Here is a 25,753-nt window from a genome sequence, read left to right as displayed (position 1 = left end):
AGCGACAGATTAAGGTCGAAATAACACCAATAGTTAAGCCAGTTCCCCTTTGACCAAAGGAACAAAGCGCACGGCTTCTACCGTCTCAATCTGGAATTCATTATTGCGCCGCTGGATACATTTCAGTGTTTGAGACTGCTCGCCCACGGGCAGGACTAATATCCCGCCCTCATCTAATTGCTCAAGCAATGCATTGGGTATTTCTGGCGGTGCCGCGGTCACAATTATCGCATCAAATGGCCCGCGTGATGCCCAACCTAACCAGCCATCACCATGACGGGTAGAGACATTATGCAGATCTAGCTGTTTCAGGCGACGTTTTGCCTGCCACTGTAACCCTTTGATTCGTTCAACTGAACAGACATGCTCGACTAAATGCGCCAAAATCGCCGTCTGATAACCAGAGCCGGTACCTATCTCTAATACTCGCGAGGTCGGTGTTAACTGCAATAATTCGGTCATTCGCGCCACCATATAAGGCTGAGAAATAGTCTGCCCAGAACCTATAGGCAAGGCTGTATTCTCATAGGCTTTATGGGCTAGCGCCTCATCAACAAAACGCTCGCGCGGCACCGCTTCGACAGCTTGTAACAAGCGTTCGTCTGCAATGCCTTGCTGACGTAACAGCATCAACAATGTTTGCATGCGTTTATTTACCATTCCCCGTCAACCTCGGTCTTAATATTGGCTAACCAATTTTCAACCACACCTTGCGCTGCGTAGGCCGTTAAATCAACCTGCAATGGTGTGATGGAAACATAACCTTGCTCAACTGCTGCAAAATCCGTGTCCTCCGCCACATCAAATTTATCTCCCGGCGGGCCAATCCAATAGAGATCTTGCCCGCGTGGGTCTTGCTGACAAAATACCTGCTCTGCCGGATGGCGGCTACCACAACGTGTGACTCGAATCCCTTTAATTTCAGATAAGGGTAAATCAGGTACATTAATATTCAGTATTTTTCCGGTACGCAATGGTTGATGCTGGAGCGCACGCAATATCCGGCAAGTGACTGCTGCTGCCGTAGCATAGTGCTGATGACCATTGAGTGAAACGGCCAATGCAGGAAACCCCAGATGCCGTCCTTCCATTGCCGCAGCCACAGTACCTGAATAGATAACATCATCCCCAAGATTCGGGCCAGCATTGATGCCAGAAACTACGATGTCCGGTCGGGGGCGCATCAGGGCATTGACCCCCAGATAGACACAATCGGTCGGAGTACCTTGCTGCACTGCAATATCACCATTAGATAACGTTGTGATGCGCAACGCACTATCTAGCGTCAATGCATTAGAGGAGCCACTACGATTACGATCCGGTGCCACAATTTGTACTTGGGCAAATTCGCGCAATGCGGTGGCAAGTATCTGTATGCCCGGCGCAGTAATGCCGTCGTCGTTACTCAGCAATATCCGCAGCATCAGCATTATCCTGATTGATGATTTCGCGCACGACACTGGTGGCAAAACTACCAGCGGGTAGCCAGAAGCTAAGCTCCAAGGTGACCTCATCCCACCAGTTCCACTGCATATTCTGTGGTTTCAGCAAGATAGCTCGACGAGCGCCTTCAACACGTTCGCGTTTAATCAGCGCCAGTAACTCAGTTTGGTCTGCCAGACATGCCTGTTCGAAAGCCAATGCTTCAGCTTGCGTCCCCAGCTCGCCATCGCCGGGTAAGGGAGCGGTGACATTCAGCTCACCGGCATCAACACGCTGCTGTAATAGGGCCAACTCATCAGTTTCGGCCACAAACCAACTGCCGCGCCCCGATAACTGTAATGCATCGCCAGCCAGTACCGTAGTGGCCTGTTGCTGCGCCAAACGGCGGCTGCTAATGAGATTAAACATGGCACTGCGACTGGCCGACAAGTAAAAACTGCGTTTACTGCGTTCTTTAACTCGAATTTCGTTATTGGCCCACAACCGCGCCTGCACCAAATTATTGCCACCACGGCCAAACCGCTGACTACCAAAATAGTTAGGTACGCCCAGAGCGGCTATCTGTTGCAATCGTTGCTCTACATCTTGATTATCAGTGATATGGCGTAATACCAAGGTAAAATTATTGCCTTTTAGCGAGCCAATGCGCAATTTTCTTTTCTGGCGCACTGATTCCAGGACTTCACAGCCTTCCAGCTCGAAAGTGGATAAGTCTGGCGCTTCTTTACCCGGCAAATGCAAACAGAACCACTGCTCAGTCACGGCGTGGCGATCTTTCAAACCCGCATAACTCACCAGACGCGGATGAATCTTGGCAAAGCGCGCCAAATAATCAGCAACAAACTGGGTATTGCAGCCATTTTTGCGGATACGAACTAATAAATGTTCGCCTTCACCATCCGGCTCAAACCCCAGGTCTTCAATCACCACAAAATCTTCTGGATTGGCCTTTAAAATGCCACTCGCCTTGGGTTTGCCATGCAGCCAGACCAGATTTTCCATATCCATTATTTATGCCTTAACCAACAGAGCTACAGCTTCACAGGCAATACCTTCACCGCGACCGGTAAAACCTAACTGCTCTGTAGTCGTGGCTTTTACATTGATATCGTCCATATGACATTGTAAATCTTCTGCCAGATTAACCCGCATTTGCGGGATATGCGGGGCCATTTTAGGTGCTTGAGCAATAATGGTAATGTCCAGATTCCCCAACTGATAACCTTTGGCCAAAATACGACGATAAGCCTCGCGCAGTAAACCGCGGCTGTCTGCGCCTTTAAATGTGGGGTCAGTGTCAGGGAATAATTTTCCGATATCACCTAAAGCAGCTGCGCCCAGTAATGCATCGGTGGCAGCATGTAATGCGACATCACCATCAGAGTGCGCTAACAAGCCCTTTTCGTATGGGATGCGCACACCGCCAATAATCAGCGGGCCTTCGCCGCCAAATTTATGAACATCAAAACCGTGGCCGATTCGCATTAATTGCACTCCAATTATTTTGGGTTTTGTCTTTGAGTTAAATAAAACTCTGCCAGCGCCAGATCCTCAGGGCGCGTCACCTTGATATTATCCGAACGGCCTGAAACCAGTATCGGATGATAGCCGCAATATTCTAGTGCTGAAGCTTCATCGGTAACTACAGCTCCGCCTTGCTGGGCGCGGGATAAGCACGTTTTTAATAACTCAAGAGGAAAAAGCTGCGGTGTAAAAGCATGCCACAGAGCTTGACGATCCACAGTATGAGCGATGGCTTGAATTCCTGCCTCACTCCGCTTCATGGTATCGCGAACCGGCGCGGCTAAAATGCCCCCAACTTTGCTGTGTTCGATAATCGCTAATAGCTTATCGAGGTCATCAGGATGTAAACAAGGGCGAGCCGCATCATGAACCAGTGCCCATTCGGCCTGCCCGGCATATTGCAAACCCGCCATCACAGAATCAGCTCGCTGCTCACCACCCGCAACAATACTGATGCGCGGATCTTGAGCGATAGGTAACCTGGAAAAGAGTTTATCCTGCGGATGTATCACGACGACAACCCGCTGAATCCGCGGGTGACCAAGCAAAGAAAGAATAGCATGTTCAATGATTGTCTTGCCCCCGGCCATTAAATACTGCTTAGGGCAATCAGCCTGCATACGGCTGCCAATACCTGCCGCCGGCAATATAGCGACGACTTCAGGAAGGGAAACGACGAAATTACTCATTATTTATTGTTGTGCGTTATTTTGCGTCGAAGGGATACCCGCATTGCGTCTGGATTGGTCAGGAACCAGACGATAGAAACTTTCGCCGGGTTTAATCATACCCAGTTCGTTACGTGCGCGTTCTTCGATAGCCTCTTGACCACCGTTTAAATCATCAATTTCAGCAAATAGCTGATCGTTTCGGGCTTTAAGTTTGCCGTTATTGACCTCTTGAAGCGCCACGTCATCCTTAACCCGAACAAAATCATGAACACCATTCTTACCCAGCCACAATGAATACTGTAGCCAACCAAGTAAAACCAGCAATAGTAGCGTAAGTTTTCCCATTCCCGCCCCCTGAAAAACTGCCTAATCATCCCACAACTTTTCGTTGGACTCCACTTTATGACGGAAATAGGCCATAAGACTCAGATTAAGGACGAATTTCGGCAAAAATACCATGCAAATCTACAAAATGTCATTAAATGCTGCTTTTCACCGCACTTTCACACTGCAATGGTCTATTAATCATCATGCAGAGATAAACACCATAAAAATTGAATTTTCCGTTAGCTTATGCCAACAAACAAAATAAATATGCATATTTAATATCGTCGAAAATAAATAACCCACTGCCACGGTTGAGTTTATGTATATAAAACTTTACTTTTATGCACTTAAACTGCATAAATAAAAAATTGTGCTTTTATTCACTTTGCTTTTTTAACCGGGAGATTCACATGTTTAAACGTTTAATGCTGGTTGGGACTTGCCTGGCAGCAGTGTTGTCTGCAAGCAGCGCTATTGCCGCAGAACCCACTTATGTTGTTGGTTCTGGTGCTACCTATCGGCCATTCGAGTATGAAAATAGCCAAAAACAACTCGAAGGTTTTGATATCGATATCATCAAAGCTATCGGCAAAGCCGAAGGTTTTCAGATAAAACTGGTGAATACACCATGGGAAGGCATTTTTGCCACTTTAGGTTCAGGTGACCGCGATATCATTATTTCTGGTATTACAATCACCGATAAACGCCAGCAAATGGTTGATTTCTCTGATCCTTACTTTCCGGCCGAGCAAACCATCGTAGTGGCTAAAGGCTCTAAAGTTGATTCCATTGCAGCATTGAAAGACTTGAATGTGGGTGTTGTGAATTCCAGCACCGGCGATATCGTGGTGTCTAATGTGTTGGGTAAAAACAGTACTGCAATCAAACGCTTTGATAACACACCGCTGATGCTGCAAGAATTATATGAAGATGGTATCGCTGCGGCAGTAGGTGATGTTGGTGTTGCCAAGTTCTATTTGAAAACACATCCAGAAAAAGCCTTTGAACTGGTTTCCGATGACAAGTTTGAGCGCCAATATTTCGGTATTGCGGTGGCGAAAGGCAATGAAGAATTGCGCAATAAAATCAACAGTGGTTTGCAGAAAATTGTTGCTGATGGCACTTATGCCAAAATCTATGAAAAATGGTTTGATGCACAGGTGCCAACATTGCCTGCAGCAACACAGCCCGCAAAATAAATCTTTTTAATACACCTTTTTTATCCCCAAGGTCATTGGCGTTACCGCCGGTCTGCCCACGAGTCAATCCCGATGAACTTACTCAGGTAAGTGATTCGGGTTTGTGATTCGGGTTTGTGATTCGGGTTTGTGACAACAGCCCATAGCTCGGTAAGGCCAAGTACCACGGGTATTTGGATTGTCTTATGTCAGGATTTCGTTGGGAAATCATCCAGGAGTACGCCCCATTGTTTATGGATGGCGCCTTGATGACGATAAAATGCACCATTGTTTGTGTGATTCTGGGAACGACTTGGGGTTTAACTCTGGGGCTGGGGCGGTTGGCGCAGGCACCGCATGGTATCTGGAAGCCCGTATTGTATTACTGTGTTCAATGGCCGGTGCGCATCTATATCAGTGCCATTCGCGGGACTCCGCTCTTTGTGCAAATTATGGTGGTGCACTTTGCTCTGGTGCCGCTATTTATCAATCCACGGGATGGCATTCTGGTCACCAATGGCATTATATCTTCTGATTTTGCCCGAATGCTGCGCTCAGATTATGGTGCCTTTCTATCTTGTGTGGTCGCAATCACCCTAAATGCCGGGGCTTATGTTTCCGAGATTTTCCGCGCCGGTATTCAGTCAATTGATCGCGGCCAGATGGAAGCTTCCCGCTCGCTGGGAATGAGTTATGGCAAAACCATGCGTAAGGTTATCCTGCCGCAAGCTTTCCGCCGCATGTTGCCGCCATTAGGTAACAATGCCATCGCCATCGTTAAAGATTCATCGCTGGCATCCGCCATCGGGCTGGCAGATTTGGCCTATGCCGCACGTACCGTGTCCGGCGCCTATGCCACCTATTGGGAACCCTACTTGATCATTTCTCTGATTTATTGGGTTATTACGTTCTTACTTTCGCTGTTAGTGCGGCATATGGAAAAGAGGTTCGGTAAAAGTGATTCACGTACATAATCTGCAAAAACAATTTGGCGAAACCCATGTGTTGCGCGGAATTTCCTGTGATATTCAGCCAAAAGAAGTGGTTTGTATCATTGGCCCATCAGGTTCGGGGAAAAGTACATTTCTACGCTGTATTAATGCGCTGGAAACCTTGTCTGGTGGCGAGATAACCGTTAATGGCTTTGAGATCCATAACCCCAAAACGGATCTCAACCGCATGCGCGAAAGTGTCGGCATGGTCTTCCAACGTTTTAATCTTTTCCCCCATATGACGGTGCTGGAAAACCTGATTATGGCCCCGATGGATGTCAAGAAGCTGCCGCGCGTGCAAGCTATTGAACGAGCTGAATTATTGCTACGTAAAGTCGGGTTGTTGGATAAGATTGATGCCTATCCTAGCAGCTTGTCCGGCGGGCAACAGCAGCGCGTCGCGATTGCCAGAGCCTTGGCAATGGAGCCGAAAATCATGCTGTTTGACGAGCCGACCTCGGCACTCGATCCAGAACTGGTGGGAGAAGTGCTGGCAGTGATGAAAGCCTTGGCACTGGAAGGCATGACCATGGTGGTAGTTACCCATGAGATGGGCTTTGCCCGTGATGTCGCCGACCGGGTATTATTTATTGACCAAGGGGTTATTCAGGAGGAGGGACGACCGGAAGACATTTTTACCGCGCCCAGCAATCCACGTACGCAAGCATTCCTTAGCAAGGTGCTTTCAGCACAAAGCTGACGTGTTCGACCAGAGCGGGCTGTATTGGGTTAGTCCCACACAGCTCGCTGATTCAATCTTCACCAACCGGTGAGAAACGAAAACAACATCCAAAATAAACACACCACCGCAATCCCTGCGCCTCCGACTGTGACTAACAAATTACCGCGCGATAACATGCTTAATATGATGCCAATCAGCACTGAAACGGGCATCAAAGCCAGAAAGAATGGCCAAGTATAGAGTAAGAAGAAGACCGTATTGGGGCCATAGATAAAGAATGGGATCGCGAAGGCTAGCCAATAAAAAACAAAGCCGGAGATGCCGCCGAGAAAGGAGTATGAGGGTTCCTCCCCTTCCTGCTGCTCATCAATAGTCATCTGGGTGATATTCTGCATAAAAATCCTGTAGGTACAGTTTACCGGCACGTTCTGAAGACGTTTTGCCTGTAGTCATAAGTACATCTCAACCCGACGTCATTGAGGTTACAGATAGCAGCAAACCAATCATTCCCGAGGAGCTTACACAAGTAAGTGATTCGGGTAGATGAGTGCCGCTAACAACCCTGTAGCCTCAAGTGCGAAAGGGATAAGTTTAGGATTTGATAATATCCTTACCACGCAGCACGTCTAACAATTGTTCAATCAAATTTGTTACTAATTGTTCACCTCGCAGATAGGTATCGGGATGCTCCGGAGATTCATACGCCGAGTCGATACCCGTGAAATTTTTCAGCTCACCGGCGCGGGCTTTTTTATATAATCCTTTAGGATCACGGGCTTCACAAATCGCCAACGGCGTATCCACAAAGACTTCAATAAACTGGCCCGATGCCAGCATATCTCGCACCATTTGGCGCTCAGCGCGATGCGGCGAAATAAAGGCCGTCAGCACCACCAGACCGGCATCCACCATCAGTTTGGCAACTTCCCCAACCCGACGAATATTTTCACGACGGTCAGCATCCGAAAAGCCCAAATCACGGCATAAACCATGACGCACATTGTCGCCATCAAGTAAGTAAGTGCTGACACCACGGGCAAATAGCGCTTGTTCCAGCGCCCCTGCCAAAGTGGATTTACCGGAGCCAGACAAGCCGGTAAACCACAGCACCACGCCCTGATGCCCATGTTGTTGCTCGCGATCTTGGCGGGTCACGGCATGTGGATGCCAAACAATATTTTCATCGGCAGGCACGCTATTTCCCTCCAAGCAGGTCGCGCGCGCCCCAGTGCGGGAAGTGGCGACGAACCAGCGCATTGAATTCCAATTCAAAGCTGCTGAATTCGGTGTTTTCCTGATAAACCGACTCGAGGGTTTCACGGATCAAACCCGCGCCCACAGTGACGTTACTCAATCTATCAATCAAGATCATGCCGCCGGTTTCTCGGTTGCGCTGATAGCTATCCAGCACCAGTGGCTCATCAAAGGCTAATTCAACCAAACCAATGCCGTTAAGTGGCAGGCTTTCAACCACTCGTTGAGTGAGTGAATTAATATCGACCTGATATTGGATGTTTTCCACCCGCGCACGGGTCTTTTTCCCGGCAACTTTTATGTCATAACTTTGCCCGACGACCAACGGCTGTTCGGCCATCCACACCACATCGACCAGTGCATTCTGCGCCGCAGTAAGGGGGTCACTGGCATCCACTAACAGGTCGCCACGGCTGATATCCACTTCATCGGTCAGTACCAGCGTAATAGCTTCACCGGGGATGGCTTGAGTCAAATCACCATCAAAGGTGACGATGCGCGCCACTGTTGATTCCACCCCCGAGGGCAACACTTTTATTTTTTGTCCGACCCGCACAACTCCCGCCGACAAGGTGCCCGCATAGCCACGGAAATCCAGATTCGGCCGGTTAACATATTGCACCGGGAAGCGCAGCGGCTGCTGGCGACTGGCATTGACCACATCGACACTTTCCAGCACTTCAAGCAGCGTTGGCCCAGAGTACCAAGCCATTTTCTCACTCGGAGAAGCCACATTGTCGCCATCCAACGCCGACAGTGGGACAAATTTAATATTCAGGTCTGTGGGTAACTGCTCGGCAAAACTCAGATAATCGGCTTTGAATTGCTCAAAAACACTTTCCTGATAATCCACCAAATCCATTTTGTTCACCGCCACCACTAAATGGCGAATCCCTAATAATGTGGCGATAAAACTGTGGCGACGAGTTTGATCCAGCACGCCTTTGCGCGCATCAATCAACAAAATTGCCAGGTCACAGGTAGATGCCCCGGTGGCCATATTGCGGGTGTATTGTTCGTGCCCCGGTGTATCAGCAATGATAAATTTCCGCTGCTCAGTCGAGAAATATCGATAAGCCACGTCAATGGTAATGCCCTGCTCGCGTTCAGCCTGTAAGCCATCCACCAGCAATGCCAAATCCAGTTTTTCACCCTGCGTACCAATACGTTTGCTGTCAGTGTGCAGGGTTGTTAGCTGATCTTCGTAGATTTGGCGGGTATCATGCAACAAACGGCCAATTAAGGTGCTTTTACCGTCATCGACACTGCCACAGGTCAAAAACCGCAGCATCGTTTTATGCTGCTGCGCATGGAGGTATGCTTCCACCCCGCCTTCGTTAGCAATCTGCTGGGCAATAGAGGTGTTTTGTAAAATCATTGACTTGCTCTCTAACGCGGGCTGTTTTTCTTCCACTGGTAGATTTTCTACTGCCAGTTGGTCTTGAAATTGTGTGCTCATCGGGCGCTCCTCAGAAATATCCCTGACGCTTTTTAAGCTCCATAGAGCCGGATTGGTCACGGTCGATCATGCGACCCTGGCGTTCGCTGGTCGTCGAGATAAGCATCTCTTCGATAATGGCGGGCAAGGTTTCAGCCTCGGACTCCACCGCCCCCGTCAGTGGCCAGCAACCTAACGTTCTAAAACGCACCATTTTCTGAGTAATCACTTCGCCCGGTTGCAGATCGATGCGGTCATCATCCACCATCAACAACATGCCATCGCGCTCTACTACCGGGCGCGGTTTCGCCAGATACAGCGGCACAATATCGATGTTTTCCAAGAAGATATATTGCCAAATATCCAGCTCAGTCCAGTTGGACAGCGGGAAGACGCGAATGCTTTCGCCTTTGTTAATCTGGCCGTTATAGTTGTGCCACAGCTCCGGGCGCTGATTTTTGGGATCCCAGCGATGGAAACGGTCGCGGAATGAATAAATACGTTCTTTGGCACGGGATTTTTCTTCATCACGCCGCGCGCCACCAAAGGCCGCATCAAATCCATATTTGTTCAGCGCTTGTTTAAGGCCTTCGGTTTTCATGATATCGGTATGTTTGGCGCTGCCGTGAACAAAGGGGTTAATCCCCATCGCCACCCCTTCAGGGTTACGATGCACCAGCAATTCGCAACCAACCGCTTTCGCTGTGCTATCGCGGAATTCATACATTTCACGGAATTTCCAACCGGTATCTACATGCAGCAGTGGGAAAGGCAAATTACCGGGGAAGAAAGCTTTGCGCGCCAGATGCAGCATCACAGAAGAGTCTTTGCCGATGGAGTAGAGCATCACCGGGTTACCGAATTCAGCGGCGACTTCACGGATGATATGGATACTTTCCGCCTCCAATTGCCGCAAATGAGTGAGTCGTTTTTCGTCCATAACAGATCCTTTATGCCAAATTCACGACTGACGGGCTAAGCGCCTGTTCAGTCTGTGGTTGTTGCCCAAACCAGGCAATTTGGTGATGTAAATCCACCACTTCACCGATAACCAGCAGCGCTGGAGTGGGAGCCTGATGTGCCAGTGATTCCAGCTGTGCCAATGTGCCGGTCAAAACCTGCTGATCAGCACGAGTACCCCGACCAATCACCGCAACGGGCGTAGTACTGGCCCGGCCGTGGGCGAGTAATTGTCGGCTGATTTCAGCCGCTTTCACGGTTCCCATATAGATAGCTAATGTTTGGCGACCACGGGCTAGTGCCTGCCAATCCAAATCATCGCCATCAGAACGGCAATGCCCGGTAATAAATGTCACACTTTGCGCATGATCCCGGTGAGTTAAAGGGATGCCAGCATAGGCTGTCGCCCCGCTCGCCGCCGTCACTCCCGGCACCACCTGAAAAGGTATGCCCGCGCACGCCACGGCTTGTAACTCTTCGCCACCACGGCCAAAGATAAAGGGATCGCCTCCTTTTAGTCGTACCACCCGCTTGCCACTTTGCGCCAAGGTAACCAATAATTGATTGGTTTCTTCCTGTGCCACCGAGTGCGCCCCTGCCCGCTTGCCGACACAAATTCGCTCTGCATCACGCCGAACCAAATCCAGCACTTCCGGGCTGACTAAATGGTCATATAGCACCACATCAGCTTGTTGAATAACTTGCAGGCCGCGTAACGTCAGCAAACCGGGATCCCCAGGGCCTGCTCCGACTAAAGCCACCTCTCCTTGCGTGCTGGCCTGCCCCGCCAGTGTCAGTTGCAGTTCGTCTTCTGCTTGAGTTAACTGGCCACGGCTGATCAAACTGGCAAAACGGCCGCTGAAGGCATTTTCCCAAAAACGTCGGCGCGCCCCCATGGAGGAAATCTGCTGCTTAACTCGCCCACGCCAGCGCCCGGCGACGGCGGCCATGTCGCCCAGACTGCTGGGCAGCAAGGCTTCCAGTTTCTCCCGCAGTATCCGCGCCAATACCGGCGCCTGGCCGGCAGAAGAAATGGCGACCACCAGCGGGGAGCGATCCACAATTGACGGGAAGATAAACGAGCAGCGCGGTTGGTCATCAACCACGTTAGCTAAAATGTGCCGCTGGTCTGCAGCAGCAAAAACCGCCGCATTCAGTTCAGTATCGTTAGTGGCCGCAATCACCAGAAACACCTCATCCAGTTGCTCGGGTAAAAAAACCTTTGCAAGCCAGTTAATGCGGCCATCTTGTTGTTGCTGTTCAAGCTCAGCGGAAAGCGTTTGTGCCACTACCCGCACCTGCGCGCCAGCACGGTGGAGCAAATCAATTTTTCGCGCAGCAACTTCACCGCCGCCAACAATCAGTACTGGGCGTCGTTTCAAGTCAGCAAATAGAGGTAGATAGTCCACAACACCCTTCGATTTCATGATAAAGCGTAGGGTGACTATAGGGGGGGGTTATGACCTTATGAAATGACTAAAAGTAATTACAAGTTCCATAATGATATATAGGAGTGATAGCTCGGCTAATAGCTCGGGTCAGTGAATGGCCACAGCCCTACTTTTCGATAAATAGTGGGAGTTTAAGAGCCATACGGATTGTCTATTGGATAAGACACTTTCATACTATACCCAATAGATTTCGAGTTACCGGTAGACGGCAACTGAATGAACCCAAAGCGTTGAGATAATTCGATGAGTTGGGAAAGAGATAACGCAAAAACCTGAAATTTTAAATAGATAAGGTATAACAACGTTATCCATACCACCGACTTTAACAAGGATATTTCGGTATGTTTTCCCGCAGTTGCCTAAAGTGGACACTATTTACCCTGAGTTTCGGCACAGCCCTGCCACTACAGGCTGCGATATCACCTGCTATCGGTCACATTGCCGAACAGCAGATTCGCCATCTTAGCACCTACTTTCCTGGCCGCATGGCGGGTAGCCCGGCGGAACTACTGGCAGCAGAATATATTGACCATCGTTTTCAGCAGATGGGTTATCAAAGCAACTTGCGTGGTTTTAATACCCGTTATCTCTATACCAGTAAAAATGGTAAACAAAGCTGGCGAAATGTCAGTGCCACTTCGGTCATTGCTGCTCGTAATGTATCGGCTGATAAACCTGATGCCGAGAAACAGATAATTATCATGGCGCACTTTGATACTTACACGCCGCAAAGTGATACAGATTTGGATAAAAATCTGGGTGGCCTGACATTGCAAGGTGTCGATGATAATGCCGCCGGAGTGGGTGTCATGCTGGAGCTGGCCGAGCGTCTCAAAAATGTGCCGCTGCGCTATGATGTGCGTTTTGTCGCACTCAGTGCCGAGGAAATTGGTGCCCAAGGCAGCGAAAACTATCTGCAACGCATGAGTGACACCGAGAAAGCCAACACCTTGTTAGTTATCAATCTGGAGAGTTTGATTAGCGGCGATCGTCTCTATTTTAATGCCAGTAACCAACCTGCGGCCATTGCGGCGAAAGATAAAGCACTGACACTGGCGCGCCACTATGGCATTACTGCCGCCACAGTAAAAAATCAGCCGACTTCTCCGTGTAGGGATGAGAAAAATGTTTTCGATGCGGCTGGAATACCGGTGTTATCCGTAGAGGCCAGCAACTATACCTTGGGTAAAAAAGATGGCTGCCAACAACGGGCTATCAGCCAGTATTTTCCGCAGGGGACAACCCGCCACCAAAGCCAACTGGATAACTTAAATTATCTGGATAAACACTTACCTGGCCGTATCAGTAAACGTAGCCGCGATAGTGTAAAAATATTGTTGCCGGTAATTGAAGAGCTAGCTGGCGCAAAAAAGGCCCCAAGAAAACAATAGCGGCAGCCATGTTATGAGGTATAAGCCGGGTGTCAGTAAAATCAGTATGTTACCTCACCCGCACGCCCAAAATGCAGACAAACTCCAGACCATAATCCAGAGTTTGTCATCAACCTTAGGGCGCTATCCACACCCCGGCTGTTGCTTCGCCCAACTCAGCCTTCATGCAGGCCGCACTCACGTTTCAGGCCAAAGAAGCGCGTTTCTTCTTCACTCATGCCCGGTTCCCATTTTTGGGTGGTGTGGGTATCCCCGACTGAGAGATAACCTTGTTCCCACAATGGGTGATAACTCAGGCCATTTTGTGTTAGATACTGATAAATCTGGCGATTATCCCAATCAATAATGGGCAATAGTTTGAAAACACCGCGCTGAATCGCCAAAACAGGTAATTTTGCACGGCTGCCAGATTGCTCGCGACGCAGGCCAGCAAACCAAGTTTGCGCCCCTAATGTCTCCAATGCCCGGTTCATCGGCTCAACTTTATTGAGTGCGTTATAGCGCTCAATCCCCTCCACGCCCTGCTCCCACAGTTTGCCGTAGCGGGCCTCTTGCCAGGCGGGGCTTTGTACCGCACGAAACACCTGTAAATTGAGCTTAAGCTTCTCGGTTAATTCGTCAATGAACTGATAAGTTTCAGGAAATAGATAGCCGGTATCCGTCAAGATCACTGGAATATCGGGCTGCTGGCGGGTGACTAAATGCAAACAAACCGCCGCCTGAATGCCAAAACTGGAAGACAGCACGAACTCACCGGGTAAGTTTTCCAGCGCCCAGCTCACCCGCTCTTGCGCCGTTAAATGCTCCAGTTGGCCGTTAACCAGTGCCAAGGCTGCCGCCTGCTCCGCCTTCGGCAGGGCATTAAGCTCGCTCACATTAAATTGGCTCACACCGCCTCCTGAACATCATAAAAATCGCGGGCAGAATCAATCACCGGAGCAATCACCCCGACACGAATAACAAAGTCACCGAAACCTTCGTCAGGTTGGCGTTCTTTCGCCCAGCGCCCGACTAACTGATTGGTAATATTCAGAATTTCTTCTTCGGTGATGTTTTCACGATACATCCGCGGTATCCGTGTTCCCTCGCGATTGCCCCCCAAATGCAGGTTATAACGCCCCACCGCTTTCCCCACCAACCCAACTTCAGCCAGCAAAGCGCGGCCACAACCATTAGGGCAGCCGGTCACCCGCATGACAATATGCTCATTTGCCATGCCATGCTGTTGCAAAATTTCTTCAATCCGGGTCACAAATTCCGGTAAAAAACGCTCCGCTTCAGCCATCGCCAGTGGGCAGGTTGGGAATGAAACGCAGGCCATTGAATTTTCCCGCTGCGGGCTGACACTGTCATCCATCAGGCCATGTTCACGGGCAAGCTGTTCAATACGGGCTTTGTCTTTTTCTGCCACCGCCGCCACAATAAGATTCTGATTCGCCGTCAAACGGAAATCGCCCTGATGAATCTTGGCAATTTCTGCCACACCCGTTTTCAAGCTGCGGCCCGGATAATCTAACAATCGGCCATTTTCGATAAATAAGGTCAGATGCCATTTTTTATCAATGCCCTTCACCCAGCCAATACGATCACCACGCCCGGTAAATTGATAAGGTTTGATAGCACTGAAGCTCACCCCGGCGCGCTTTTCAACTTCGGCTTTAAAGACATCAACACCAACGCGCTCCAGCGTATATTTGGTTTTCGCATTCTTACGATCAGTGCGGTTGCCCCAGTCTCGCTGGGTCGTCACCACCGCTTCTGCAATCGCGAGCGTATGTTGCAGTGGGATATAACCGAATTCACTGGCTTTACGTGGGTAAGTATTTTTATCACCATGAGCAATGGATAATCCGCCGCCCACCAGCACGTTAAAGCCAACTAATTTGCCTTTCTCAGCGACGGCAACAAAGTTAAGGTCATTGGCATGCAGATCCACATCATTCTGCGGAGGAATAACCACTGTGGTTTTAAATTTGCGCGGTAAATATGTCGCCCCCAGAATCGGCTCTTCGTCCGTGGTTGCCACTTTCTCTGCATCCAGCCAGATTTCAGCATAAGCGCGGGTGCGTGGCAGCAAATGCTCAGAAATTTTCTTCGCCCATTCATAGGCTTCTTGATGTAATTCCGACTCCACCGGGTTCGAGGTGCACAGCACATTGCGGTTAACATCGTTTGCCGTGGCCAATGCATCCAAACCTAATTGACTCAACAGCTGGTGAGCCGGTTTTACATTGCCTTTCAGAATACCGTGGAACTGAAAAGTCTGACGGTTAGTAATACGAATGCTGCCATATAAGGTGTTATCCGCCGCAAACTTATCAATACCCAGCCACTGTTGCGGCGTAATTATTCCACCGGGTAAACGGCAACGCAGCATCATGGCATGGCGGGGTTCCAGCTTCTGCTCAGCGCGCTCGGCACGAATATCACGGTCATCTTGCTGATACATGCCGTGGAAGCGAATCAGCAAGAAGTTATCGCCATTAAAACCGCCGGTCAGCCCGTCAGTTAAGTCTTCGGTAATGGTGCCACGCAAGAAATTGCTTTGCGATTTCATGCGCTCGCCGTCGGACAGTTTTCCCGTCACGACCAGTGGCCCTGGGTGTTTTTCATTCATCAGTACACATCCCGCTGATAACGGCGCGCCAGGCGCAGCTCACTTAAATATTCATCAGCCTGCTCAGCATCCATTGCGCCGTGCAGGGCCACTACATCCAGTAAAACCTGCTCAACGTCTTTAGCCATGCGGTTAGCATCGCCACAGACGTAAATGTGGGCACCGTCCTGAATCCAGTTCCACAGTTCTGCGCTTTGTTCGCGCAGTTTATCTTGTACATATATTTTATGGGCTTGATCGCGCGACCAAGCCAGATCAATGCGGGTCAGCAAACCGTCTTTGACATAACGTTGCCATTCAACCTGATAGAGAAAATCTTCCGTGAAATGTGGGTTACCAAACACGAGCCAGTTTTTACCCGTGGCTCCATCGGCTTCGCGCTGTTGCATAAAAGCACGGAAAGGTGCAATACCGGTGCCGGGGCCAATCATTATCACTGGCGTTTCTGGGTTAGCCGGTAAACGGAAGTTATCGTTATGTTCAATAAAGATGCGGATATCACCTTCTAGCGCCAATCGGTCCGCCAGATAACCCGAAGCACCGCCAGTTCGTGCCCGGCCTTCAATGTCATAGCGCACCACACCCAGGGTGATATGCACTTCATTTTCAGTTTCAGCTTGTGATGAGGCGATGGAATACAGGCGAGGTGTCAATGGCCGCAATAGCGCGACGAGTTGGTCGGCATTGAGGTCAGATGGCGCCTGGCGCACCATATCCACAATCGGTGTGTTTTTCGCATAATGTTGCAGTGCCGGTTTATCCGCCAGTAGCGCAATCAGTTTTTCATCACGAGAGAGTGCGGCATATTTATCCACAATTAGGGTGGTATTTTGTGTCAGCTCAAGTTCGCTAAGCAGAGCTTGTGACAATGAAATATTTTTCCCATCAATACTGACTGGCTCGTTACCTTTGAGCCACAACAGCGCCAGTAACTCTTCGACCTGTGCCGGGTCATTATCAAACCACACCCCCAGCGCATCGCCCGGTTGGTAGCGCAACCCAGAGTCGCCTAAATCAATTTCAATATGGCGTACATCTTTTTCAGAATTACGGCCGGTCACTTTTTGCTGGACAGATAATTGCGCCGTCAGTGGCGAGGCCTTGCTGTAAGGGCTGGAACTGATTTCATCAACAATACCGCTTTGCGTAACCGCCGCCGCCGCAGTTGATTGGCTTGGCACGCGGGCCTGCAAGGCCGCCACCACTTGTTGCCGCCACTGCTGCGCCGATGCTTGATATTCCACATCAGCATCAACACGGTTCAATAACCGCTCGGCACCCAGCTCCGCCAACTTGTTATCAAAATCTTTGCCCGCCTGGCAGAAATGCTCGTAGGAGGTATCCCCTAAGCCGAATACCGCAAAAGCTGTCTCGGGTAATTTGGGCGCTTTTTTAGATAATAGGAATTTATGCAGCGCGACCGCTTCTTCCGCTGGCTCTCCTTCCCCTTGAGTCGATGCGACGATAACCAGCAAGCGCTCTTGTGCTATCTGCTTAAACTTATAATCACCGGCATTGACCAAATTAACATTCAGCTTAGCGGCCAGCAGGTCATCACGTAACTGCTCAGCCAACCGCCGTGCATTGCCGGTTTGCGAGGCAGAAATCAGGGTAATGGTTAGGGTCGCAGGGGCCGCCACAGCAGGAGCCAGCGCCACACCGGGTTGCTGGTTAACCATGCCCCAGAAGTAGCCAGATAACCATGCCATTTGGGTTGGGGAAAACTCACCCACCGCGGCCTGTAAGCGGGCTAACTGCTCCGGCGATAGCGGGAGTAAAGAAGTTGGAGGAGCCTGAGTCGTCATTGCAGTACGAATTCCCTTATGCTTTCGCCACCCTTCGTACCTGGCACTACAGGGAGTTAGCGGCTGTCACTCACCTGATTCACTTACCTGTGTAAGCTCATCGGGATGAGTTCGCAGCCTACCTCTCTGTAACGCCAATGACTTTGGGTATAGCTTTTAGTGCTATTAATCTGAAGGCTCGAATGATTTACGCCAAAGATACTGAGTTTGTAAGGTTAACCATCTCGATAATAACAATTAAAGAAGCGATAGAAATAATAAATAACCAAAACGACTAAGCGGTTTTTCAGGTAATAGATATGAACTAAAGTGTTCAACTTACAGGTAAAATATCCTTATCTGCTCTTACGGCAAAAACTGAGTTTGTCTGCATATAAATCAATAAGCTACGCGAAACAAGCAACAGTGCATTAGACTGAATAATGCTTTCTCTACCGCACATTGATAGCCAGCATCAGTGCTTTCCGGTACTATTCGGCGGTTTTTTGAGTCAATAAGGTCAGAATTATGAGCACCACCCTATTTAAAGATTTTCAGTTTGAAGCCGCTCACCGGCTACCCCATGTTCCAGAAGGTCACAAATGCGGTCGTTTGCACGGCCATTCATTTATGATTCGTATCGAAGTCACCGGTGAAGTTGATGCTCACTCCGGTTGGGTGATGGATTTTGCTGATCTCAAGGCCGCATTTAAGCCCATTTGGGAACGTTTGGATCACCATTATCTGAATGATATTCCCGGCTTGGAAAATCCAACCAGTGAAGTACTGGCCAGTTGGATTTGGCAACAGCTTAAACCACAATTACCGGAACTTAGTGCGGTGATGGTGAAAGAAACCTGCTCAGCGGGCTGTGTTTATCGCGGGTAAGAACTCAGATGACCCCAGCGCCATTGGCGCTGCAGCAAGGCGGCAAGTGGACTTATCCCGATGAGCTTACACCAGTAAGTGATTCGGGTAAGTCAGCGCCGCTAACACTGTAGCAGCGCCAAGGATGAAGGGTTTAGGCGATATTTAAATATTTGTGGGTTTGCATCGATAACCGCCAGTTCTTGGCAATACAGGTCTCAATACAGAGTTTGGTCGCGTCTTCTTTTTGGCTGATGGGCTGTAGAGCAATTATCCTCTTTTTATCATCATCGAGTGTTTGCAGCAGCAACTCCAGAGCTTCTATATCCCTTAAACGCCCCACTGGATGCTTAATTTCATCTGCTCGCTGCAATGCCTGCGGCAATACTTTCATGCCACCGCGCATATTCACTTTTGGTGAAACTGTTACCCAAGTGGTGGGCGAACATTGCACTGCATGAGTGCCGCTGGTTTCAATTTGGCAGCTGTAACCGGCTTGCTCTAAGTGCGACGTTAAAGGACGTAAATCATAGATAGCGGGTTCACCGCCAGTGATGACCACGTGGCGGGCGGTATATCCCTGCTGAATAAAGATATCCAATACCTGTTGTTCGCTGGCATTTCCCCAAGCATCACTTTCCGCCGTTTTCACCAGAATGCGCTGCAGGTCGACTTCCCGATTCGCTGCTTTTTCCCAGGTATGTTTGGTATCGCACCAGCTGCATCCTACCGGGCAACCTTGCAAACGTACAAATATCGCCGGAACACCGGTGAAGTAACCCTCGCCTTGCAAGGTTTGGAACATTTCATTAATCGGGTACTGCATCAGCATCTCTATCGTCATTCAAACCAATGAGCAATTATCGCAGATTCCCTCGCTGTGACCAAACTGGCGGCCCATTCGCTGCCAGTTTGTTTGTATCAGGCCGTTACTCAATGACACCACAGGCCATGCGAGCACCGCCGCCGCCCAGTGGCATTGGGTGGTCAGCATAGTTATCACCACCGGCATGAATCATTAGCGCATGCTGCTTAAGTTCTGATAATGATCTCAGTCGCGGGGCCAATACCTGATAGGTTGCCGTGCCGTCGGCATTAACCACTAGCCCCGGTAAGTCGCCCAGATGGCCTTTATCACTATAGGGCCCAAGATGCATGCCGGTTTTGTTCGGATCAAAATGCCCCCCCGCCGCCAATGCAGGAACCGCTTTCCCTTCTTTCTGCCCTGCTGCACAGCTTGGATTTTCATGCAGATGGAAGCCATGAATACCCGCCGCTAACCCGGTCAGATTGGGGCTGAACAGTAAGCCATAAGGGGTTTCTGTCACAGTGACAGTGCCAAGCGCCTTACCATTGCCGGCTGGGAGAGCCTCATTCATGGTTACGATGATATCTGCTGCCAGTAAGTTGCCCGAAAACAATATTGCTGGTAACAGTAAGTATTTCAATTTCATCGGTTATCTTCCTTTATCCATTATTATTAAATCATTCAGGTACTCATTAATAATAACGGGTGAGAAATTATCTGCACTGTGGCAATGCCGTAGATGTGGGTCAGAAGAGTTTTACCGGCGAGATTCAGATAAATCCCGCTTGGGTAAGTAAGAAATAACAACAGCTTAATCTACTGATACCTGGCTATCCTAGCTGAGAATAGAATATAGCCAGAGGCGCAGTTATCTGATTATGTCCCCATGACATTTCATGTTGGATATTTGGCATTCCCTTATCAGTCATGCCAGCTATCTGCTCAGTTAACAGAGACATGCTCTTATTAATACTGGGTTCTTGTTGCAGCAAGGGCATTTTCTCTGAAATTAGTTGATGTTTAAAACTGGCTTCTAATGGTAATGCTTTATTGGATAATCTCATTTTATGGTGATATTGTGCATTGTTGAAATCAGTAATATCCTTAGATAAATGACTCAAAGAATCATCTACATTGCCTCTAATTATTCTTTTTATAACATTAATATCCACACCATTAACCTCCATATCCTTCAAGATATTAATAGCTATTTTAGAGGTGACTTTATTATTACATATTACTCTTGCCAACTTATTACTAATGCTATATTCCTGTTTTATTTCATTTATCCGCACCATTTTCTCATTTTCTACCAAAGAAGAACTCATTGATTTACCAGAATCGAGCTTAGTGGGTATCACTGTTGTAAAAGTACGTACCCCGATATCTCTTTCAGCAAAATCATGCATTTCTTTAGAATCCCTCTTCTGTTGAATTATGCTCTGATAAAAGCCATTCTCATCAACCTCGCCTAATCTCACCTGATTAATTAATGATATTATTTCATTTTGCTCAACATCATTAGTAATAGCAAAATAAACATATTCATAGAAAGTTTCATCTTGTGCAGTTAGGCGCAATAACTCATTAGAAGCATTGCTATCTTTCAGCACCATTAATCTAAATAAGTTATAACGTGGATGTGCACCATCACCGTCATAAGCATAGAACAATGGATATATGTATTCATGATAGTTCTCTAGAAAATAACGCATGGTATAATAGTCACTTGGCCCACCAATATCTAAAAGACCAGAAAAGTGTTCCGCTTTTTTACTTACAATATCATTAAACCTATCACTGGACTGTTTTATAATCTCATCAAGTGACAATTTTCTTTCATTCTCTTTATTATATAAATTATTCATATAAGCCTTTTACTTTAGGGAGATAGATGAAGTTTTCACATACTATTTATATGGTTATTTTACCGATCAGCTGCAAATCCATCGCAAATTATATTTATTCTTTACAGTGATCATGATGACATAGAGACAAGACCAAGATGTATCCCCATAAAATATGATTAGTTTTACGGGGAATATGAAATAAATGAGTGTTAACAGAATCAGATTAATTTATTTTAAACCTTTAGACACCGGCCAGATTGTTTGGCGAAACCAAATCCATATGAGTGAACTTAAATTGCGGAGTATTGGAGTAAAATTGACTACGTTCTTGAAATGAAAGTATCCCTTCACTTAAGGGAGTAATTTCAGTATGAATATAGTTTATCTCTGACGAAGGTGAGGTTTCGCCAAGAAATAACCCGCTTAATTTCTCATCATACTCATAAATATTTATCGATTTACAATCCACTGAACTATCACCCGATAGTATAAAATCTAAAAAATGCTCGTTATTAACATCCTGTTTTACCAACTTAGAAAAATAGTCTATTATTTCGCTAGAGTTATTATTAATCAATCCAACATAAGCATGAGAGGAATTAATATCACCGTTACGAACTGAGTATAATAACTCATCAGAAGCACCGGCATCTGTCAGTATAATATTAATACTTAATTTTTTGAATGACACCTCCCCATCATCACCAAAACTATGGGACAATGCCTTAATATATTTTGGCGATTGCTTAGCAAATAAATTATATAATTGGCCATATGCATATTCATTTCCGCCCTGTAACCTTCTGATATATTCGCCAGGATACAGGTTTATATCATCATATTTAAAAGCTAATTCTTGCATATGATATTCGACTACATTCTTCACTCCACCACGGGCCTCAGACAGAATATCATTCATATCAATATTATGTTTTTCTATATAAGCTAGATCTTTATCGCCAAAGCCATATCCTTTCAATTCTTTAATATCGTCACTATGTCCTTTCTCTTTCAGAATCTCTTTATCATTATTTGTTGATTGCATTTTATGATCCAATTTTATTTATATAAATTATATATCAATGATGTAATAACCGAAGATAATTGCTATTTCTTCAAGGAAATTATATCTAAAAATAACCATAATCAATTTCAAATAATCTTTATAATCATCATTATTTTCACAATTCAAATAATATAAGACATTCCTATTACTTAAATAAGATATTTCTATTTTATAGAGAATAAAAACCATTGATATGATAACTAACTTTCAAGAAAATCATAAGGTTATGAGTAAAATTGAATTTATATAAATCTTAGGAAAATATAGAATATTTTCCTTGAAGGTATCTAACTAAATAATAAAAAAGGGAGAATATCATTGATATTCTCCCTTAATAATTCTGCCTAAAACAAATTAATGTTTAGCCGGAATTACTGGCCTTTAACTTCTTTCAGACCGTTGAATGGTGCGCGGTCGCCCAGCGCTTCTTCAATACGGATCAGTTGGTTGTATTTAGCAACACGATCAGAGCGGCTCATAGAACCGGTTTTGATTTGGCCAGCTGCAGTACCTACTGCCAAGTCAGCAATGGTCGCATCTTCGGTTTCGCCTGAACGGTGAGAGATAACCGCAGTGTAACCGGCATCTTTCGCCATCTTGATAGCAGCCAGAGTTTCGGTCAAAGAACCGATCTGGTTGAATTTAATCAAGATTGAGTTAGCAACGCCTTTCTCGATACCTTCTTTCAGGATCTTGGTGTTGGTTACGAACAGGTCATCGCCCACCAACTGGATTTTGTCACCCAGCACTTCGGTCTGGTATTTGAAGCCAGCCCAGTCAGATTCGTCCAGACCGTCTTCGATAGAAACGATTGGGTATTGTTTGGTCAGGTCTTCCAGGAAGTGAGTGAACTCTTCAGAAGTGAAGGCTTTGTTGCCTTCGCCAGCCAGAACATATTTACCGTCTTTGTAGAATTCAGATGCCGCACAGTCCATAGCCAGAGTAACGTCTTTACCCAGCTCGTAACCTGCTGCTTTTACCGCTTCAGCGATAACAGCCAGTGCTTCGGCGTTAGAACCCAGGTTTGGCGCGTAGCCACCTTCGTCACCAACAGCAGTGCTCATACCTTTGGCTTTCAGAACTTTAGCCAGGTGATGGAACACTTCAGAACCGATGCGAACAGCTTCTTTCAGAGTTTTAGCGCCTACTGGCTGAATCATAAACTCTTGAATATCAACGTTGTTATCTGCGTGCTCACCACCGTTGATGATGTTCATCATAGGCAATGGCATAGAGAATTTGCCTGGGGTGCCATTCAGTTCAGCAATATGCTCGTACAAAGGCATGCCTTTAGACGCTGCTGCTGCTTTCGCTGCTGCCAGAGAAACGGCCAGGATGGCGTTAGCACCAAACTGGGATTTGTTCTCAGTACCGTCCAGATCGATCATGATTTTATCGATGTTGGCTTGGTCTTTAGCATCTTTACCCAAAACTGCCTGAGCAATTGGGCCATTTACTGCTGCAACGGCTTTCAGAACGCCTTTGCCCAGGAAACGGGATTTGTCACCGTCGCGCAGTTCCAGTGCTTCACGGGAACCAGTAGAAGCACCTGATGGTGCCGCAGCCAAACCAACAAAACCGCCTTCCAGATGAACTTCGGCTTCTACAGTTGGGTTACCACGGGAGTCGATGATTTCGCGACCGATGACTTTAACGATTTTGGACATTAGATTTTCCTCAGTACAAGTTAAACTAAAACTCCAGACAGAGGGGGCGACATCTCTGCCGCCCCTTCTACCAAATTTTTTATTTCTCTTGGCGCTTCTGATAATCCCCGGCCGCCTTCACAAAGCCGGCGAACAACGGGTGACCATCACGTGGCGTCGAAGTAAATTCAGGATGGAATTGGCAAGCCACAAACCAAGGGTGGTTTGGTAACTCGATAATTTCCACCAGTTTGTTATCGGCAGAAAGCCCTGCTACACGTAAACCGGCAGCTTCAATCTGCTTCAACAACATATTGTTTACTTCATAGCGATGACGATGGCGCTCAACAATGGTCGGTTCGCCATACAGTTGGCGTACCAGGCTGCCTTCAGTCAAATGACATGGCTGCCCACCCACTCGCATGGTGCCGCCCAAATCACTTTCTTCTGAACGGACTTCCACGTTGCCGTCTTCATCACGCCATTCGGTGATTAATGCAACCACCGGATACTTACAGTCTGGCACAAATTCTGTGGAGTTCGCGTTTTCCATCCCCGCAACATTGCGGGCAAACTCCATCAACGCAACCTGCATACCCAGGCAAATGCCCAAATAAGGAATATTGTGTTCACGAGCATAACGCGCCGCCAGAACCTTGCCTTCCACACCACGATAACCGAAACCACCAGGGATAAGGATAGCATCCAATCCTTTCAGCATCTCTTCGCCGCGTGTTTCGACATCCTGCGAATCAATAAGCTTGATGTTCACTGTCAGGCGATTTTTCAGCCCGCCGTGTTTCAATGCTTCAATCACAGATTTATAGGCATCCGGCAATTCTACGTATTTGCCGATCATCCCGATGGTCACTTCGCCACCCGGATTCGATTCTTCGTATAATACCTGTTCCCACTCAGCAAGATTTGCTTCAGGACAAGTTAAGCTGAATCGTTTACAAATATAATCGTCAAGGCCCTGTGATTTCAATAGCCCAGGGATTTTATAAATGGAATCAACATCTTTTAGGGAGATAACCGCTTTTTCCGGCACATTACAGAACAAAGCGATTTTGGCACGTTCATTAGCAGGAACTGCGCGATCAGAACGGCAAATCAGCACATCTGGCTGAATACCGATAGAAAGCAGCTCTTTGACCGAATGTTGCGTTGGCTTAGTTTTCACTTCACCAGCAGCAGCCAAATAAGGAACCAAGGTCAGGTGCATGTAAAGCGTGTGCTCGCGGCCAACATCTACCGCCATCTGACGAATAGCTTCCAGGAATGGCAAGGATTCGATGTCACCAACTGTGCCGCCAATTTCAACCAAGACGACATCGTGGCCTTCGCCGCCTTCGATAATGCGTTCTTTGATTGCATTGGTGATATGAGGAATAACCTGAATAGTTGCGCCCAGGTAGTCGCCACGGCGCTCTTTTCGCAGAACTTCAGAATAGATACGGCCAGTGGTGAAGTTGTTACGACGGGTCATTTTGGTGCGAATGAAGCGCTCGTAATGCCCTAAATCCAGATCGGTTTCAGCACCATCTTCGGTGACGAAAACTTCCCCGTGTTGTGTCGGGCTCATGGTGCCCGGATCCACGTTGATGTACGGGTCCAGTTTCATGATGGTAACATTGAGGCCACGGGCTTCAAGAATAGCCGCCAAGGAGGCTGCGGCAATGCCTTTACCCAGAGAGGATACAACCCCGCCGGTCACAAAAATATAATTAGTTGTCATGCTGAACCTGAGAGTTTAGGTTTAAAGACGATGGAAGTACCAGGACGGGAAAGTAGTATACCCGAA

General features: G+C 47.7%; 25 protein-coding genes. 5 read left to right on the top strand and 20 right to left on the bottom strand.

Annotation, left to right across the window (positions count from 1 at the left end; genetic code table 11):
- Positions 1-33: 33 nt before the first annotated feature.
- The 6 genes from YROHD0001_RS11320 to ftsB are packed head-to-tail and all read right to left on the bottom strand — an operon-like array spanning position 34 to position 3,983.
- Entirely contained in the window at positions 34-660 is a 627-nt protein-coding gene (locus YROHD0001_RS11320; protein WP_032816542.1) for a protein-L-isoaspartate(D-aspartate) O-methyltransferase, read from the bottom strand.
- Entirely contained in the window at positions 654-1,424 is a 771-nt protein-coding gene (gene surE / locus YROHD0001_RS11325; RefSeq protein WP_032816540.1) for a 5'/3'-nucleotidase SurE, read from the bottom strand. The genes YROHD0001_RS11320 and surE overlap by 7 nt, the downstream gene beginning before the upstream one ends.
- On the bottom strand, positions 1,402-2,451 hold the full coding sequence (gene truD / locus YROHD0001_RS11330; protein WP_004714169.1) for a tRNA pseudouridine(13) synthase TruD: 1,050 nt from the start codon (positions 2,449-2,451) through the stop codon (positions 1,402-1,404). Before truD ends, surE begins: the two co-directional genes overlap by 23 nt.
- A gap of 3 nt (positions 2,452-2,454) precedes the next feature.
- Positions 2,455-2,928, bottom strand: a complete 474-nt coding sequence (gene ispF / locus YROHD0001_RS11335) for a 2-C-methyl-D-erythritol 2,4-cyclodiphosphate synthase (protein WP_032816539.1) — start codon at positions 2,926-2,928, stop codon at positions 2,455-2,457.
- 14 nt (positions 2,929-2,942) lie between these two features.
- Positions 2,943-3,656 carry a 2-C-methyl-D-erythritol 4-phosphate cytidylyltransferase gene (ispD, locus tag YROHD0001_RS11340; protein ID WP_032816537.1) on the bottom strand — a complete coding sequence of 238 codons (714 nt, stop codon included), beginning with the start codon at positions 3,654-3,656 and terminating at the stop codon, positions 2,943-2,945.
- A gap of 3 nt (positions 3,657-3,659) precedes the next feature.
- Complete coding sequence (ftsB, locus tag YROHD0001_RS11345; protein ID WP_004714166.1) at positions 3,660-3,983, bottom strand: cell division protein FtsB; 324 nt, start codon at positions 3,981-3,983, stop codon at positions 3,660-3,662.
- Between the two features lie 392 nt (positions 3,984-4,375).
- Between ftsB and YROHD0001_RS11350 the strand changes: the two genes are divergently transcribed.
- From YROHD0001_RS11350 to YROHD0001_RS11360, 3 genes are all read left to right on the top strand, one after another.
- Positions 4,376-5,164, top strand: a complete 789-nt coding sequence (locus tag YROHD0001_RS11350) for a basic amino acid ABC transporter substrate-binding protein (RefSeq protein ID WP_004714164.1) — start codon at positions 4,376-4,378, stop codon at positions 5,162-5,164.
- A gap of 185 nt (positions 5,165-5,349) precedes the next feature.
- A complete protein-coding gene (locus tag YROHD0001_RS11355) occupies positions 5,350-6,117 on the top strand; it encodes an amino acid ABC transporter permease (protein ID WP_032816535.1) in 768 nt (255 codons plus the stop codon).
- Positions 6,101-6,835 (top strand): amino acid ABC transporter ATP-binding protein, encoded by a 735-nt coding sequence (locus YROHD0001_RS11360; protein WP_032816534.1) that lies wholly within the window; start codon positions 6,101-6,103, stop codon positions 6,833-6,835. The genes YROHD0001_RS11355 and YROHD0001_RS11360 overlap by 17 nt, the downstream gene beginning before the upstream one ends.
- 59 nt (positions 6,836-6,894) lie before the next feature.
- Here YROHD0001_RS11360 and YROHD0001_RS11365 read toward each other — a convergent pair whose 3' ends face one another.
- From YROHD0001_RS11365 to cysG, 5 genes are all read right to left on the bottom strand, one after another.
- Positions 6,895-7,212, bottom strand: coding sequence for a DUF3561 family protein (locus YROHD0001_RS11365; RefSeq protein ID WP_004714161.1), 318 nt, complete (start codon positions 7,210-7,212; stop codon positions 6,895-6,897).
- Positions 7,213-7,408: 196 nt separating this feature from the next.
- On the bottom strand, positions 7,409-8,074 hold the full coding sequence (gene cysC, locus YROHD0001_RS11370; RefSeq protein WP_042542334.1) for an adenylyl-sulfate kinase: 666 nt from the start codon (positions 8,072-8,074) through the stop codon (positions 7,409-7,411).
- On the bottom strand, positions 8,013-9,530 hold the full coding sequence (gene cysN / locus YROHD0001_RS11375) for a sulfate adenylyltransferase subunit CysN (protein ID WP_004714159.1): 1,518 nt from the start codon (positions 9,528-9,530) through the stop codon (positions 8,013-8,015). The genes cysC and cysN overlap by 62 nt, the downstream gene beginning before the upstream one ends.
- A gap of 10 nt (positions 9,531-9,540) precedes the next feature.
- A complete protein-coding gene (gene cysD, locus YROHD0001_RS11380; protein ID WP_004714158.1) occupies positions 9,541-10,449 on the bottom strand; it encodes a sulfate adenylyltransferase subunit CysD in 909 nt (302 codons plus the stop codon).
- 10 nt (positions 10,450-10,459) lie between these two features.
- On the bottom strand, positions 10,460-11,878 hold the full coding sequence (gene cysG / locus YROHD0001_RS11385; RefSeq protein WP_032816573.1) for a siroheme synthase CysG: 1,419 nt from the start codon (positions 11,876-11,878) through the stop codon (positions 10,460-10,462).
- A 383-nt stretch (positions 11,879-12,261) separates the two neighbouring features.
- Between cysG and YROHD0001_RS11390 the strand changes: the two genes are divergently transcribed.
- Positions 12,262-13,311, top strand: coding sequence for an aminopeptidase (locus tag YROHD0001_RS11390; protein ID WP_004714156.1), 1,050 nt, complete (start codon positions 12,262-12,264; stop codon positions 13,309-13,311).
- Between the two features lie 155 nt (positions 13,312-13,466).
- On the opposite strand, the gene YROHD0001_RS11395 is transcribed toward YROHD0001_RS11390, so the two are convergent.
- Genes YROHD0001_RS11395 through cysJ form a run of 3 tightly spaced genes read right to left on the bottom strand, consistent with a single transcriptional unit; the run spans position 13,467 to position 17,733 of the window.
- Positions 13,467-14,201 carry a phosphoadenylyl-sulfate reductase gene (locus YROHD0001_RS11395; RefSeq protein WP_032816533.1) on the bottom strand — a complete coding sequence of 245 codons (735 nt, stop codon included), beginning with the start codon at positions 14,199-14,201 and terminating at the stop codon, positions 13,467-13,469.
- Positions 14,198-15,928, bottom strand: coding sequence for an assimilatory sulfite reductase (NADPH) hemoprotein subunit (gene cysI / locus YROHD0001_RS0117655; protein ID WP_032816532.1), 1,731 nt, complete (start codon positions 15,926-15,928; stop codon positions 14,198-14,200). The genes YROHD0001_RS11395 and cysI overlap by 4 nt, the downstream gene beginning before the upstream one ends.
- Positions 15,928-17,733, bottom strand: a complete 1,806-nt coding sequence (gene cysJ, locus YROHD0001_RS11400; RefSeq protein ID WP_004714154.1) for an NADPH-dependent assimilatory sulfite reductase flavoprotein subunit — start codon at positions 17,731-17,733, stop codon at positions 15,928-15,930. Before cysJ ends, cysI begins: the two co-directional genes overlap by 1 nt.
- A 507-nt stretch (positions 17,734-18,240) precedes the next feature.
- Here cysJ and queD point away from each other — a divergent pair.
- Entirely contained in the window at positions 18,241-18,600 is a 360-nt protein-coding gene (queD, locus tag YROHD0001_RS11405) for a 6-carboxytetrahydropterin synthase QueD (RefSeq protein ID WP_004706268.1), read from the top strand.
- A gap of 133 nt (positions 18,601-18,733) precedes the next feature.
- Here the strand turns inward: queD and queE are convergent, their stop codons facing one another.
- The 6 genes from queE to pyrG all read right to left on the bottom strand — a co-directional run bounded on the left by queE (position 18,734) and on the right by pyrG (position 25,687).
- Complete coding sequence (gene queE / locus YROHD0001_RS11410; RefSeq protein WP_032816530.1) at positions 18,734-19,405, bottom strand: 7-carboxy-7-deazaguanine synthase QueE; 672 nt, start codon at positions 19,403-19,405, stop codon at positions 18,734-18,736.
- A gap of 103 nt (positions 19,406-19,508) precedes the next feature.
- Entirely contained in the window at positions 19,509-20,033 is a 525-nt protein-coding gene (gene sodC, locus YROHD0001_RS11415) for a superoxide dismutase family protein (RefSeq protein ID WP_004714151.1), read from the bottom strand.
- Between the two features lie 184 nt (positions 20,034-20,217).
- Positions 20,218-21,255: a hypothetical protein gene (locus YROHD0001_RS11420; RefSeq protein ID WP_004714149.1), complete on the bottom strand. Its 1,038-nt coding sequence runs from the start codon at positions 21,253-21,255 to the stop codon at positions 20,218-20,220.
- A 223-nt stretch (positions 21,256-21,478) separates the two neighbouring features.
- On the bottom strand, positions 21,479-22,282 hold the full coding sequence (locus YROHD0001_RS11425; protein ID WP_004714148.1) for a hypothetical protein: 804 nt from the start codon (positions 22,280-22,282) through the stop codon (positions 21,479-21,481).
- A 392-nt stretch (positions 22,283-22,674) separates the two neighbouring features.
- The gene (gene eno, locus YROHD0001_RS11435) at positions 22,675-23,970 is read right to left on the bottom strand and encodes a phosphopyruvate hydratase (protein ID WP_004714146.1); all 1,296 of its coding nucleotides are present in this window, start codon (positions 23,968-23,970) and stop codon (positions 22,675-22,677) included.
- A 79-nt stretch (positions 23,971-24,049) separates the two neighbouring features.
- On the bottom strand, positions 24,050-25,687 hold the full coding sequence (pyrG, locus tag YROHD0001_RS11440) for a glutamine hydrolyzing CTP synthase (RefSeq protein WP_004714145.1): 1,638 nt from the start codon (positions 25,685-25,687) through the stop codon (positions 24,050-24,052).
- Positions 25,688-25,753: the final 66 nt, after the last annotated feature.

The sequence above is a fragment of the Yersinia rohdei ATCC 43380 genome (assembly GCF_000173775.1).
Lineage (GTDB): Bacteria > Pseudomonadota > Gammaproteobacteria > Enterobacterales > Enterobacteriaceae > Yersinia > Yersinia rohdei.
Note: the sequence above shows the minus strand (reverse complement) of the source record. Positions and strands in the feature narration are given on the sequence as shown.